General features: G+C 40.9%; 12 protein-coding genes. 3 read left to right on the top strand and 9 right to left on the bottom strand.

The window, feature by feature from the left end:
* Nucleotides 1–46: 46 nt before the first annotated feature.
* Complete coding sequence (locus CQA40_RS04300) at nt 47–976, bottom strand: branched-chain amino acid transaminase (RefSeq protein WP_115519759.1); 930 nt, start codon at nt 974–976, stop codon at nt 47–49.
* Between the two features lie 43 nt (nt 977–1,019).
* Nucleotides 1,020–2,465, bottom strand: a complete 1,446-nt coding sequence (locus CQA40_RS04295) for a DEAD/DEAH box helicase (RefSeq protein ID WP_115519706.1) — start codon at nt 2,463–2,465, stop codon at nt 1,020–1,022.
* A gap of 340 nt (nt 2,466–2,805) precedes the next feature.
* Between CQA40_RS04295 and CQA40_RS04290 the strand changes: the two genes are divergently transcribed.
* Together CQA40_RS04290 and CQA40_RS04285 are read left to right on the top strand one after the other, a co-directional pair.
* Nucleotides 2,806–4,020 carry a Bcr/CflA family efflux MFS transporter gene (locus CQA40_RS04290; protein WP_115519705.1) on the top strand — a complete coding sequence of 405 codons (1,215 nt, stop codon included), beginning with the start codon at nt 2,806–2,808 and terminating at the stop codon, nt 4,018–4,020.
* A gap of 12 nt (nt 4,021–4,032) precedes the next feature.
* Nucleotides 4,033–5,460: an SLC13 family permease gene (locus CQA40_RS04285; RefSeq protein WP_115519704.1), complete on the top strand. Its 1,428-nt coding sequence runs from the start codon at nt 4,033–4,035 to the stop codon at nt 5,458–5,460.
* A gap of 235 nt (nt 5,461–5,695) precedes the next feature.
* Here the strand turns inward: CQA40_RS04285 and CQA40_RS04280 are convergent, their stop codons facing one another.
* The gene (locus CQA40_RS04280) at nt 5,696–6,352 is read right to left on the bottom strand and encodes a hypothetical protein (protein WP_258864456.1); all 657 of its coding nucleotides are present in this window, start codon (nt 6,350–6,352) and stop codon (nt 5,696–5,698) included.
* 270 nt (nt 6,353–6,622) lie between these two features.
* Here CQA40_RS04280 and CQA40_RS04275 point away from each other — a divergent pair, with 270 nt between their 5' ends.
* Nucleotides 6,623–7,162, top strand: coding sequence for an ATPase (locus CQA40_RS04275; RefSeq protein ID WP_115519703.1), 540 nt, complete (start codon nt 6,623–6,625; stop codon nt 7,160–7,162).
* A 104-nt stretch (nt 7,163–7,266) separates the two neighbouring features.
* On the opposite strand, the gene CQA40_RS04270 is transcribed toward CQA40_RS04275, so the two are convergent.
* The 6 genes from CQA40_RS04270 to CQA40_RS04245 form a co-directional block, all read right to left on the bottom strand.
* Nucleotides 7,267–11,397 (bottom strand): Eco57I restriction-modification methylase domain-containing protein, encoded by a 4,131-nt coding sequence (locus CQA40_RS04270; RefSeq protein WP_115519702.1) that lies wholly within the window; start codon nt 11,395–11,397, stop codon nt 7,267–7,269.
* A gap of 12 nt (nt 11,398–11,409) precedes the next feature.
* Nucleotides 11,410–11,655 carry a hypothetical protein gene (locus CQA40_RS10855; RefSeq protein WP_147290157.1) on the bottom strand — a complete coding sequence of 82 codons (246 nt, stop codon included), beginning with the start codon at nt 11,653–11,655 and terminating at the stop codon, nt 11,410–11,412.
* A 354-nt stretch (nt 11,656–12,009) separates the two neighbouring features.
* Nucleotides 12,010–12,276 (bottom strand): Txe/YoeB family addiction module toxin, encoded by a 267-nt coding sequence (locus CQA40_RS04260; RefSeq protein WP_115519700.1) that lies wholly within the window; start codon nt 12,274–12,276, stop codon nt 12,010–12,012.
* Nucleotides 12,269–12,547: a type II toxin-antitoxin system RelB/DinJ family antitoxin gene (locus CQA40_RS04255; protein ID WP_115519699.1), complete on the bottom strand. Its 279-nt coding sequence runs from the start codon at nt 12,545–12,547 to the stop codon at nt 12,269–12,271. The genes CQA40_RS04260 and CQA40_RS04255 overlap by 8 nt, the downstream gene beginning before the upstream one ends.
* A 169-nt stretch (nt 12,548–12,716) precedes the next feature.
* Nucleotides 12,717–13,319: a threonine/serine exporter family protein gene (locus tag CQA40_RS04250; RefSeq protein WP_115519698.1), complete on the bottom strand. Its 603-nt coding sequence runs from the start codon at nt 13,317–13,319 to the stop codon at nt 12,717–12,719.
* A gap of 103 nt (nt 13,320–13,422) precedes the next feature.
* Nucleotides 13,423–14,226 carry a threonine/serine exporter ThrE family protein gene (locus tag CQA40_RS04245; RefSeq protein ID WP_115519697.1) on the bottom strand — a complete coding sequence of 268 codons (804 nt, stop codon included), beginning with the start codon at nt 14,224–14,226 and terminating at the stop codon, nt 13,423–13,425.
* Between the last annotated feature and the right edge of the window lie 372 nt (nt 14,227–14,598).

Genomic DNA, 14,598 nt, shown 5'->3' with positions numbered 1-14,598 from the left:
TGTGTTTTAAAATTTTCGCTTCTGCTACTTTTGTAGTAGCTTTGCTTTAGTCAATAAAAGTGAGATAGTGCGCGTATTTTGGATTCTCACCATTGATGATTTTGTTAAACTCGGCTTGGAGGGATTTTGTAATCTTACCTGCCTTGCCCGAGCCTATGGGATAGAAATCCACCTCGCGTATAGGCGTAATCTCCGCAGCCGTGCCTGTGAAAAACGCCTCATCAGCGATATAGACTTCATCACGCGTGATATTTCGCTCAATGACTTCTAAGCCCAAATCACGCGCTATTTCTATGGTGGTGGCTTGGGTTATGGATTCTAGAGTATAGTCGTGCGGAGGGGTGATGAGCTTGCCATCGCGCACGATGAAAAAGCACTCCCCACTTCCCTCGCTTACAAACCCGTTTTCATCAAGTAGCAATGCCTCCTCGCACCCACAAGCAATCGCTTCGTATTTTGCCATTTGGGAGTTTAGGTAGTTTGCTGCGGCTTTTGCCTTGCCCATCAAGCTTTTGACAGAATTACGCGCAAAAGAGCTCATTTTGACCTTGATTCCATTGTTTATGCCCTCTTCGCCAAGATATGCGCCCCACTCCCACGCAGCGATTGCTGTTTCCACAGGTGCATTTGCGTGATACACACCCATAACGCCATAGCCCAAGAAAATAAATGGGCGAATATAGACATTGCCTTTGTAATCAGCCTTGTTTGCCTTTAGCAAGTCGATATGGGCTTGCTTGAGCTCCTCTAGGCTGTATGGACAATGTATGCGCACGATTTTTGCAGAATTTAGCAACCTTTTGCAGTGCTCATCAAGCCGAAAAATCGCTAGTCCTTTTGGCGTCATATATGCCCTTGTGCCCTCAAATACGGCATTTCCATAATGAATAGTGTGGCTTAGGATATGTGTGGTGGCGTCTTTCCACGCCACAAGATTGCCATTTTTCCAAATGTAGCTAGACTCTTTTAGTGCCATTTTTGCTCCTTTTTGCAGGGTTTGTTGATTTTGTCGTGCAAAGTTATTTGTGTTTAGGGTGTCTATTTGAGCTAGTGCGCTCACTAGGATTTCTATGGTTTGTTTTGTGGCGATTTTTGGTGTGGCTTGGTTTGTGGCGAGATTTGCTAGCAGAATCTTTTTTTTGCTTGGAATCTTTAGATTCTGTCATTTGAGGGAGTTTTGGCATTTCTGGCGTGGTTTTGCTTAGATAATGCGTAAGTAGCTTTAAGCATAGCTGACTTAGCTCGATTTCTTTGCCTATGCGAGAATACGCTTCGATAGCCTCATCTGAAATCTTTGTTTCTAAGAGTTTGTTTAGCCCCTGTGCTGGGTCGATAGGCACCTCAAATAGCTCTAGCTTTGAGCCGACATCATCTTGGATTCTCTGCAATTCTCTATATTCTAGTGGGCTTACTAGCGTGATAGCTACGCCCTTTTTGCCTGCTCTACCTGTGCGTCCTATGCGGTGGATATAGCTTTCTGGGTTTAGCGGAATGTGGTAATTAAACACGTGGCTTACATTGCTAATATCTAGCCCACGACTTGCTACATCAGTGGCTACAAGGATGGGCACGCGCTTCTTATCGGTATTTCGCCCCTTAAATGCGTTTATCGCTTCTCGTCTTGCCCTCTGGTCTAAATCCCCGTGCAACGCGACAGAATCATAGCCTTGCGCGTGCAAAAACTCATTTAGATTGTCTGCTTCTTTTTTGGTGCGAGTAAAGATGATTGATGAAGTGGGGTTTTGTGTATCGAGCAATCGTATTATGGCTTCATTGCGCTCGTTTTCGTTGATGACATAGTATTTTTGGGTAATGTCGTGGTTTGTTACTTCTGCGGGTGCGATTTTGATTTTGGTGGGGTTGATTAGGAGTTTGTCAGCTAGCTCTTGGATAGGCTTTGGCATAGTCGCAGAAAAAAGCAACACTTGGATTTCTTCGGGCAAGTATGAAAAAATCTCCTCAATAGAATCCAAAAACCCCATATCAAGCATTTCATCGCTTTCATCAAGGACGATGATTCTAGGGGTGAAGTTGCGTAAGCGGTTGTTTTGTAAGTGGTCTAGGAGGCGTCCGGGTGTGGCTATCATTATTTGTGGTTTTTTATCTAAAAAGCTAATTTGATGCTTGATATTTTGCCCTCCATAGACACATATCGTGCGAGTGCGACAAAATCTACCTAGCTTAAATGCTTCATCGCTGATTTGTATAGCAAGCTCACGAGTTGGAGTAATGATTAGTGCTTCGATTTCGCCGTTATTTTTTAGGTTGTGCAAGATGGGGAGGACAAAGGCTGCGGTTTTGCCCGTGCCTGTCTGGGCTTGGGCGATGACATCGCCTCCTTTTAGCACGGCTGGTATGGCTTGGGATTGGATAGGGCTAGGCGTGCCAAATCCCGCAGCTTCTACGCCTTTTAGGACTGATTTTTTTAGCCCCAAATCATTAAAACTAATTTGCTGTGTTTCCACTTATTTCCTTTTTTATCTCATTTTCACTATTTTTGTTTCAAAAATGTAATTTGTGCGAATTTATTGTTTGTATAAAATCTCGCATAATTATATCGCTTAAGCCTTACATTTTGGTTAAAAATGCTAGATTTTATATTTTTTTAGCACCACAGCACTACAAGTGCTACATATAGTTGATAGTAGAGATTTTGCTAGATTTTGGCAAGAATCCAAAAAATTGGTATAATTCCACTTTATGAGCTTTTATTTTGGTAAAAATTTTAGAGATAAAAAAATACAAAAACTTCAAACGATTCAAAAAACCACAAAAAAAGATAACTAAAGTAATAAAGGAAACACAATGCCAAACACACCCCCAAACATAAATGCAGATTCTAGCCAAGCCACATTTACGCGCAATTCTAAAGCCTATTTGCTCATCGTGCTTGCGTGTTTAAGTGCCTTTGGTCCTTTTATTACGGATTTTTACCTGCCCGCTTTGCCAAAGATTCAAGAACTTTTCCACTCCAGCAAAACCTATGTCCAGCTCTCTATCACTTGTTCGCTTTTGGGACTAGGGCTAGGGCAGCTTGTTATGGGTCCGCTAAGTGATATGTATGGGCGCAAACGCGTGCTTGTCATCTCGCTCGTTTTGTTTGTGCTAAGCACGGTTGCGTGTATTTTTAGCTGGGATATTGGCTCATTTGTCGGGTTTCGTTTGTTACAAGGCATTGCCGCAAGCGGTGGTGTGGTGATTTCGCGCTCTGTGGTGGCGGATTTGTTTGCTGGGGAGGAGTTAGCGAAGTTTTATGCAATGCTTGGTGCGATACACGGGCTTGCGCCTATTTGCGCTCCTGTGCTTGGTGGGATAATGCTTGAATTTACCGATTGGCGCGGGATTTTTGTGGCGTTATTTGGCATTGGTTTGGCACTTTTAATCGCTGTGTTTTTCTTCCGCGAAAGCCTACCACCACAAAACCGCCTAAAGGGCAAAATCTATGAGAGTTTCTCATTTTTATCCATAGCAAAAAACCGCGCTTTTATGCTTTATACGGCGATAAATGCCGTTGCTATGGGGTTTATGTTTAGTTTTATTTCCTCGAGTTCTTTTATTTTTGAGGGGCATTTTGGGCTAAGCGAATTGCAATATGGATTTTGCTTTGGTGCTGCGGCGTTAGGGATTACCATTGGTGCGAGTGTTACGCCATTATTTAAAAGCGAGCGCAAGGCACTAAAAGTCGGCATTATGGGGTTTTTTGTGCTAGGACTTACCACAAGCGCAATCGTGCTTTGGCACGGCAATATGTGGATTTTAGAATCAAGTGTCGTGCTTACGCTTATTTTTCTAGGTATGATTTTGCCTTCAGCCACCGCACTAGCAATGGAAATGGAGCGCAAAAACGCGGGCAACGCCTCTGCGGTTCTTGGATTTTCACTTTTTGCTTTTGGTGGGATTGTCTCGCCACTCACAGGGCTTGGAGATATTTTTATATGCACAAGCGCGGTAATGGCAGGCTCCGCAATCCTTTTGGCAATTTGTGGAATTCTCACAAAATTTGTAAAATCTCGCTCTTAAGAAAGGAGTAGTATGCACTTTAGGTGGCGTTCAAAAAGACACACGCATTTGGAGCATAGCGCGAAGTTCGCCCTCAAAGGTGCGTTTGCTATCTCGCTTGGGCTTATTTTTGCCCTGCTTTGCGCGATTATAAGTGCGCTTATTAGCATTTATTATTTTGATGCGAGTGCGCAGGTGGGCGCGTTTATGGGGATTCTTTGCTTGCTTATCATTCTTTGGACAAACCAAGCCCTGCCGCTTGGCATTGTCTCGCTCCTGCCTATCGTGCTTTTCCCCGCTTTTGGAATCCTTGATGTAAAATCCGCTACGAGCAATTACGCAAATCCTATCATTTTTTTGTTTTTGGGCGGGTTTATGCTAGCCACTGCGGTGGAAAAAATCGGGCTTCATCGCATAATCGCAAAAGCGTTTTTAAGCCACTTCCCACCCACGCCAAAAGGCGTAATCACTGCGCTTGGCGTGGCAAGTGTCGCGCTTGGTAGTGCGCTCTCAAACTCCACAGTCGCCCTGCTGCTTATCCCTGTGGCGTTGTCTGTCTCAAAAGATGCCGTGCTAAAGACGCGATTTTTGCTTAGTGTGGCGTTTGGGGCGAGCATTAGCGGGATTACCACGCCTATTGGCACACCGCCAAACCTTATATTTATCGGGTTTTTGGAGACTGTGGGCTTTGAGGGGATTGGCTTTATGACTTGGATTATGATGATGCTCCCGCTTACGATTTGTATGCTTTATGCAATGGTGAAAGTCCTCTCTTTTGGCTTGCCAAATGAGACGCTTCAAATCGAGGTGTTTAAAGAAATCGGGGTGAGTTTCGCGCATAAGCGATTGCTTGTTATGCTTGCGTTTTTGCTTATTTTGCTACTGCTAAATTCCCCTATAAAGCCTTTTTATGATGGGCTAGGGCTAAATGAAAATGTCGTACTACTTTTTTTTGGCTTGCTTATGTTTGTGCCAAAGGTTGGGTTTTTGCAGTGGGAAGATTCTAAGCAGATTCCCTATGAGATTAACTTTTTGTTTGGTGCGGGGTTTTGCGTGGCTATGGCGATTTCTGAAATGCACTTAGGTAGCGCATTTGCACCGATTTTTAGCTATCTCTCAAGCCTGCCAATCCTCGTGTTTATCCTGCTTTTGTGCTTGCTCGTGCTGGTGCTAAGTATGTTTATTAGCTCTACGGCACTTATTGCGATTTTGCTTTCTATCATTTTTGCGAGCACCAAAGGATTTTTGGACGCGCAAATGCAAAGCCTTGTGATGCTTATCGCCACGATTTGTGTGGGCTTTAGCTTTATGTTTCCTATCTCTACGCCACCAAATGCGATTGTTTTTAGCAAGGGCGGGATAAAAATCTGGGATATGTTTCGCTTCGGTATCGTGCTAAGCGGGGTGGGTATCGTGCTGCTGATTGCCTTTGCAATGCTGTATTGGCGGTGGGTTTTGTAGGGTGGTTTTTGGTATTGATTTTTTTGGGTTTCTAGAATTTAAATTTTAAAAAAGCGTTTGTTTAGTAGCTAGAATAACTCGCTATGTGAGCAAAAATATGGATTTTTTACAAAAGTATTGAATATTTTTAACAAAAATATGGAATTTTTCTTTTTATCAAGTGTTTTTTGTGTTATAATCCGCTTGTTTTCTAGGGGGCACTTGTCCCCACTTCTATTCACTTCTGTTTAGCTTCTTAGTTTTTTATATTCTCGTTATAGCGTGCGTAAGTTATCAAATCTTTATCAAAATTTGTGATTAAATCATCAAGAAACACCGTGATTTTACTTGGTTTTATGGCTATGTATGCCTTTTCTTTGTGTTTGTTTTGTATTTTTACATTCAGTCTAGGATAACCATTTTGCGTAATTTTGAAAAGATTTTCAAAGTGAAAGGCGCGGTTTCTAATAAGTCTAAAAAGTTGGATAATCGCACTTACTTTGTGATGACGCATTATGCTTGTGCTGTAAAAATGGTGCGGATTTTTCGCACAATATTTTTTCAAATCTAAATTATCCAAAAAATCCTTTCCAAATACTTGATTGTGGATTTTATAGTGCTCTACCACTTGCACCCAAAAACCCAAACTTTGCATAGAAATGATTTTATCGCGCGTTGGATTTTGCTCGTTTTTATCCTTTTTTAGCTCAAAATCTTGTGGCAGAGATTGTAGCCATTTTGGATTTTGTGCTTGCATAATCTCATCAATGCTATTGCGCAATATGATTTCTAAAATACCTATTTTGCGTGATATTGTGCCAATTAGAGCGAGATTTTCCTCGTGTTCTTGTGGGCTAGTATAACCATTTAGCCTTGCTTGTGAAAAAAGTTTGATAAGTTTTTGTGTCTGCAAAAAAATCCTTATATTTGTATATTTTTGCGTGATTTGTGTAGTTATCTTGCCATTAAATTTCGCGTATTGTAGCATAATTTTATTCTACGATTGGAGGTTTGTTTGGTGGGAGTTTTTGTTATGTTGAGCGGAGTGAAATATCTTTGTCGTGTGGGTTTGGCAAAAGGTTTTGCGATTTGGCACATTGCTTTTTAAGCCTACAATTTAGCTTTTTATCGTATAATCCGCGTTTTTAAAATCTAAAACCTAAAAAGGACAATACCAAACACTATGGATAAAGATAAACAAATCGCGCTCTTTTCGCAAAAACGATTGCAAAGCTATGAATCCACCGAGCAACACAAAGAAAATTTTTTGCTTATACAAAGATTGTGTGCCAAAATCGGGCTTTTGGAAATCATCACGCGCAATAAAGTCGCACAGATTTTGCAAATAGGCGATGATGAGTTTATATCTAAGCAAACGCTAGGCTTTTGGGGCGATAAAATCAATGAGTGCAAAATCCACAATGCCCTTGTGAATCTAGCGCATATAGACTTCAAAAAATACTCAAAGTTTAATAAAAAAGACAAAATGCGCAATTATCAAAAGGTCATCGTGGCTTACGCGTTATTTCGCACGATGAGAAACCGCGCCTTTCACTTTGAAAATCTTTTCAAACGCAATGCGAATGGGACTTATAGGCTTTCTACTTGTCTAACTTTTGGCAAAACAAAAATCGTAGTGGGGATAGAGCCAAACAAAATGGAAGTATTCTTAGATGATATGATAGAGGCTTTTGATAGCGAGTTGGTGGGATTTTTTGATTGAAGTGATTGAAAGTTTAGTTGAGTCCAAAAAAGGTGGCGGTAAAGCACCGCCGTGAATACGCGCAAATTATAGCGCGTTTTTAGTGCGTTGTCAATAGTGGGGTGCTAGGTGGATTGTATGGTTTTGATTTCATCTTGGGTTAGCTCATAGAGCTGATAGACTAAGTCATCGATTTTGGATTCTAGGTCGCTTATTATTTTGTCATTTTGAGGGAGCGAAGCGAGCGAAAAATCTCTCTTTTGTTTTTGAGATACTTCGCTACGCTCAGTATGACAAAGCTGGGTGCTTGGGCTTGTGTCTTTGCCTTGTTTTTTGCATTCTAGAATCTTAGTTACCAAAGCGGTTATCTCATCAGCGATTTTCTTGTTTTTGGCATTTGGCTTGGGTATAGGAAATTTTTTCAAAGTAAATAAGGTAAGTTCCCCCTCAATACCACCGCCCACATAGAAAGCATTGTAGGCAAGATAAAACATTTTGGAATTTAAAACGCCAAGCAGGTAATATAAAAATTTGTCAGCTTTAAGGATATAAGTTGTAACATCGCCATAATATTCGCCCTCATTGTCTAAGTAAAACGCATTTATCTGTGAGGCTTTATTAAGCATTATTTTAGGCTTATTAAAATCCTCTACATACGCACAATTCCTTAGATTGTATGGTGTTATACCTTTATCATCTCTATCTAAAAAACCTTTCCCCTTTCCTACATTTAGTCTTGCTTTTTTATCAAAATGTTTTTTCAAGGCAGGGTATTGTTTTATGTCGATGGGAGGAATTTTATCGCCATTAGGCAACGAATATCCATTATGTGTATTTATAAGCCAAAGATTAGCCCATTCATAGCCATACCTTTTGATATGTTCGCCTTTTAACATTTTTTTGATAATTTGTTTTGTGTGTTTGCGCTCAGATTCTGTTTTGCAATCTGCTAGTATTTTATCTTTTGTTTTTGTGTCAATGATAAAAGCCTCATTGTAACCTGTCTTGATTCCAGAATTTACTTCAACCCATTCTTCTAAAGGAGTGCCACTTGCTTCAATTTTTGCCTTTAGGGCTAGAGCAGTAGAATCTAAAAATAAATATATTTCGGGGGTAAGTATAGATTGTGAAATGTGCTTATATGTTAGATTTGATAAATCTTTACTTTTTGGATTTGCATAGTTTATTAAATGTGATTTTGGCGGTTTGGATTTTAGTAGATTTATAATGCAAGTATCAACCGTAGCTTTATCAAAGACTTTCACTCCATTTAAATCCACAAAATCTAAAATAGTCGTAGAATTTAGTAAAAATGCCCGCAGATTTTCTCCATAACCAGAACGACAGAACTTATTGGAAGTGATTAGGCTAAGAGTGCCATTATTTTTAAGCAAATTATAGCCTTGCTCATAGAAGTAAGTGTAAATGTCGCTTGTGCTTGAGTAAATGTTAAATGCTTTTTTTAGATTTGGTTTCAAATCTTTGATTTCCTCTTGGGAAATATATGGGGGATTGCCGATGATTAAATCAAACCCCATAAAATCGCCTTTTTTATTTTTTATAATGTTTTGCGTGTCGCCCTTGATTTTACTTTGATTATTCTTAGCTATTTGTTCTGTGCTTAGTCCTGCATTAAGGAGTTTTGAAAACTCTATACGCCACTCAAAAGTGCCTTGCAAGCTGAAAATCTCATCGTGGGATTTTTTGAGATTTTCTAAATCTTTTTTGGCTCTTGCTTTGTTTATATCATCTTCGCTTGGCGCAAGCATACTAGATATATGGATATTTTCTTTCAAAAATTTATAATGCTCGCTTAAAGATTCTTTGCCAAAATTCCCAAAATTTTTAGCATAAATATCGCACTCTTTAATTAGGGATTCTATTTTGTTATGAAATTTGGTTTTAAAATAGCTATTTGTCAATTCTTGCTTAATGTTTTGGATTTTGTTTATATGGGCTTGTCTATCCTCATACATAGCGTGGAAATAATCTTTTTCTAGCTCTTGGTATGTTTTGATTTTTTCGGTTATTTTTATGGGTAGTGGTTCATTTATGGCTAGATATGAGATGAGAGAGTTGCCACATTTTATGTTTATATCGATATTTGGCAGGGTTTGCATTTGGTGGTAGCTATCACGCAGACTCTCATCAAAGCCCTCGCTTTCCTGCGTGAGATAGTAGCTATTTTTTAGTAGCTCAATCCAAAGGCGCAGCTTGCAGATTTCTACGGAATTGGGATTTATATCCACGCCAAAGAGGTTGTTTTGGATTATGGATTTTTTGAGGGTAAAAAGGCACTTTTGCACCGCTTGGCTGTTTTCGTTTGGCTTGGTTGGCTTTTTGTAGTCAAAGACTTTGTCTTTTGCCACATAGATTATGATTTCATCATCATCGATTTTGAGTTCGTATTCGTTGAGTTCATCGCTTAGGCGCAAGGAGTGGTAGATGCGTATCATTTCACATAGTGCGGAGACAAGGAAGTGCCCGCTGCCTACGCTTGGGTCGCAGATACGCACCCCGCGCAAAATCGCTTTGAACTCATCTTTGCGCTCTCTCTCATCGCGGATAAGCTCGGCTAGCTGTGCTAGGCTTGTGGCATTCCACTTGGGATTTGCTTCGTTAAATCGCTCCAAAACCACTTGCTCTAGGCTAATGCGACACATATAGCTAGTGATGAAGTTTGGTGTGTAAAAGCTCCCCTCTTTGTAGCCATTTAGCTTTTCAAACACTAGCCCTAAGACATTTGTTTTGATAAGCTCTTTTTGCTCGATAATTCTAGAATCTTCGCCCTCATAACCGCTTATGTCGTTATTTCTTGTTTCACTTTCGCCACTGCCAAAGTCAAACGCGTCTAAAAACTCAAAAATATAGCTTAGCAGATTTACTTTGCCTGCTTGCCTTTTGCCCTCTTTGCGCACTTGCGTGGTGGCATAGTAGGAAAACTCCGCGCTATTATCAAGCATAGAAATCTCTAGCACCTCCTCGCAGGGCTGTCGCTCAAACAGGCTGGAATTTAGGTGGGGGAGGTAGGCTAGGGGAGAGTCCTTTGGTCGCTTGCTATGCTCCTTTGCCAAAATCTCAAAGAACAGGTGGGAGAGTGCTTGATAGTCCTTTAGCTTGGATTTGTTTAGGAATGCTAGGGCTTTGTCATCGTTGAAGCGAATGAGGTTTGCCTCGATGAGCTTTAAAAAAAGTATGCGGTTTAGCCACAGGATAATGTATTGCATTACAAAGTCTAGATTCTGAACTTCGCTTGGGTGGGTGGCTTGTAGTTGGGTAATGATGAGATGATAGAGGGTATTTGCGCCCTCAAGGCTTTCTTTGCTAGGCAAAATTAGGATTTTGCCACTGCGCTTATACTCGCTTAAGCCCAAAATGTATAACAGCTCGTTATAAAATCGCGGGCTTAAAGGATTGCTCTGCTTAAACTCGCCAAAGAGGAAGTCTTTGTGAAAGATTTTGCAAAGGGTTTCTAGGGATTTTTTGCCCTTTGGAGTGAGGGCTTGCGTGGTGCTTGTAGCGAGATTTTGGCTTTGCTCGGGGTTTTGTAGGTGGCTTGGATTTTGGTTTTTTGCGCTTTGCGCGGGGGTTGCTTTGGTAAGCCCCGCTAGGCTTGATAAATCCACGCACACACCACAAATCTCATCATTAAGCAAATCCAAAATGCCCTGTGCTTTTGCATAAAAATTGCTCGTGTCGTTTTTGTATTTGGCAAAAATGTCTTTGATTTTGGCGTTTTTGGCAAAGAGCCGCTCAAACTCCTTGTAGCCAAAGATAAAAAAGCGCGTAAAATCCGTGATGATGATAGTTTCTACGCTGAAATTTTGCTTATCCACCACTTCGCGCAAGTAGTATAAAATCGCCTCGTGCAGTGCCTTGCAGTTGGGATTTTGGGCTGAAAACATTTGCTTGCTTTTGGTTATGGATTCTGGAAGTTTTGCCTCGATAATGACTTTTACACTACCGTTTTGCAAAAGGGCTAAGTCAATCGCGCTATTTACGCTTTGTGCGCCACTTTCTTGGTCGATTTGGGTTTGAAATCCTAGCGCGTCAAAAAAGCGCGCTAGCTCGTTGCCTGCGATATTGCGCTCGCTGTATTTGGTGGTGCTTGCGCTGATTTGAGCGAGCTTAGCTTGGGCGTTTGTGTGATACTCGCCAAAGACTTTGGCAAAGGCATTTAGCTCGTTTTTCTCTAAGCCCTCTTGTGCGTAGATAGAGTTTATCTCCTCTAGCTTGGTCGCGCGAAATGCTAGCATTCTTTTAAGTCCTTATCGCTTGGGGGTTGTTGCGTTTGTTGCGTTTGTCGTGCTTGGGGTTGTCGTGCTTGCATTTGCGCTCGCTTCGCTTGTGTCTGTGCTACATTCACAAGGGCTATGCTCGATAATGATAGGTAGCCCTAAGTGCAAGCCCCTGTCCTTGTCGTAGTGAATCATCGTAGCAATCAGCAATATAGCCACTATGATAAGCACAATATCTCGTAAATCTCGTAGTCCCGTGTCTTTATTCTTTTTCATCGCTTTACTCCTTTTTGTGGGGTTGTGTTTTATCGTGTTTTCTTTATTGCTCGTTTTGCGCCCCACGCTTATTTCACTTCTTTCTTGCGCTTTTGTTGGGCTTTTGTATTTAGCTTCATTTAGCTTCTTTAGCTTCCGCGCTTGACAATAAATGCAAAAACAGAATAACAAGCGATATTTTATCAAACCTGAATAAATTTTGACAAAAATAGCACTTCATAGCACTTCGGGGATTTTGGGATTTTAAAATTTAAAATTACACCCCAGCAAAACCAACTAATGCGAGAAATAAGGCTTTATCATTTTTATGCTTTTTGTAAAGCTATTGCGTTTAAAGTGGCAAAAATAGCAAGTTTATTTATCTTTATAGTGCGTTTTGCGCGCCACGATAAAAATATGCTCCTTGTCAGTGAAATACACAAGGCGGTGTTTGTCATTTATGCGCCGTGAATATAGTCCGCTTAAATCACCCTTTAACGCTTCAGGCTTACCAAGTCCTTTTAGCGCACCATTTCGCTCAATATCTTTTATAAGCGTGTTGATTTTGTCTAAAATCTTTTTATCAACGCTCTGCCAATATAAATACTGCTCCCAAGCATTATCCCAAAAGACTTTACGCATTGATTAGTTCTCTTTCAATGCCACGCCCTGCTTTTAGCTCTTTGTAGCCTTGCTTTAGCTGTGCCACATTTTCAGGGCTATAAAATGCCTCTTCTTCAGTCCGTTCTTCGCTCTTTGCCTTTATGCTAAAAGGAATCGCGCGTTTTTTAAGGGCTTGTTTGATAAACACGCGAATCGCCGTGCTGGTATCTAGCCCAAGCTCGCTAAAAAGTGCGTCTGCTTCTTTTTTGGTCTGCGCGTCAATGCGCACTTGTAGTAATGTCGTTGCCATAGTTATCCTTTAATTTAGAATTAAATTTGTATTGTAACATAATTTTGTTGTAATGATATTGCGCTTCACAACACCAACCCCTTTAAGTGCCTTTCATTTGCTTTTGGATTTTGTGGTAATTTTGCATTTTAAGTAGCAAGTTGCCTTTTAAATTTTAAAAAACTCCCACTTAATGCTCCCTAATCTTTAATCGCTTGATTCCGCGTGTCATCATAAAGCTTTGTTCATAAAAGATTGAGAGCACCACTAGCACGCCCGCCACGAGCGAGAGCGAGACAGAAAACATAATCATAAAATTATCAAAAAAACTTAGCAGATACTCTAAGCGCGTGGCATCATCTCTATGCTCGATAAAATCAAGGAGCGAGATGATACTTTGGTAGCCGTATTTGCCCGGAAACATAGGTAAAAGTGCGGGGAAAATCACCACTTCGATAGGGGCTTTTAGACGCTTTGCCACAAATGTGCCAAGCAGCCCGATAAAAAGGCTCGCCACAAAGCTAGCCCCCGAAAAGCTAAGAGCCCCACTCTCCATAAGTGAGGAGCGCGAGATATGCCCGATAGAGGCAAAAATCCCGCTCCACACGAGTGTCTTAAGCGGTGGGTTTAGCCCATAAGTAAAGCCAAAACCCGCCAAAAACGCGCAGATAAAATGCCCGATGATTGATTGCATAAATGAGCCTTGCAAAATCTCTGTGTGTAAAATCGCCAAAATACTCTCGTGCTGTGCCCAAAAGCTCGCTATGTCGCTATGCAAATTAAAATCAAACATTTTTACTCCTTAAACATTTTTTGCGCTTTTTGCGTGTGTTTTGCTTAAAAAACACATAAAATCCGCTCGCTTAAAATCTCTTAAAAACGCCACCTAAAACTCCTTATAAAATATTGATTTTAGCAATCCCAAGTGTGATAAACACGCCTGCGGCAAGGCAAATCATCACTACTGCCATATTTATGGTGCGCGAAACGCCCATTAGCGTGTTTTCGTGGATAATATCCACAAAGGCGTTGATGATAAGTGCTCCCGGGATAAGATAGAGGATACTCCCTGCGATTGCTATATCAGGAGTGGCTGTGATACCTAGCCACACGCCGATATAGGCGACAAAAGACACGATAAAAGAGCATAGCAAATATTGCGCTCGAGAATCTAGCTTGATTTTGTGGCAAAAAATGCGCGTCCAAATCCCCACAAAAGTCCCTGCAAATATGCAAAGCAGCGCACCTAAATCCCCACCAAAAAGCCGACAAAACGCTGCGTTGCCTACACTTATGACAAACACGCCCAAAATCGGGGATAATCGCTTTTGGGCGATATTGTAGTCATAAGACTGCTGTGCTTGGGGGAGGGTGAGCTTTTCATCGTGGATTTGCCAGCTTAGTGCGCTTAGGTTTGAGATAAGGGCGAGATTTAGGCTTAAGGGGGCGTTTTTTATGACTTGAGTGCGCCTTTTGTCATAGTTTTGGGTGTCGGTGATATTTATGGTAATGTATTTTAAAAACACAGTCAAATGCACCTCATAGCCCCACGCCCTAGCGATTCGCTCGGTGCATTTGATGATACGCGAAGTGTATGCGCCATTGCTAAGAAGCGCGCTTGAGTAATGCGCCAAAAAATCACACGCTTGCTCTATGGTGGGCTTTTGAGCGAGCTTTTTGGTAGTGTCTTTGTGTGGCATTTGCACTCCTTAAATATTTTTTGCAAATTTCTGCAAGGTAAGCCAAAAATTTGGCAGTCGAGTTTTGGCTAAAATCCAAGTTCAAAATCTAATAGAGAAGTATAAAAAAAGAAAGTATCAATTTGTGTAAAAAAATGTAAAATTACTTCAAAATCAAAATAAATCAATGAAATTTTGCAAGCAAAATTTGTTTTGCAAAAAAACAAAAAATAAGGCATAGAAGTGATAGAATCTACTCAAAAAAATCTAGCCACAAAAGCTAGCAAAATCAACGCTACCGCCGTCTATAACGAACTGCGCTTAGAGCATTCCCTAGAGATTATCGCACAAAAACTTTTCCTCCACACAGGCACTTTGAAGCGGTGGGAAGCT

Origin of the sequence: Helicobacter sp. MIT 01-3238 (genome assembly GCF_003364135.1) — a bacterium.
Lineage (GTDB): Bacteria > Campylobacterota > Campylobacteria > Campylobacterales > Helicobacteraceae > Helicobacter_B.
This window is presented reverse-complemented; position numbering and strand designations above follow the sequence as displayed.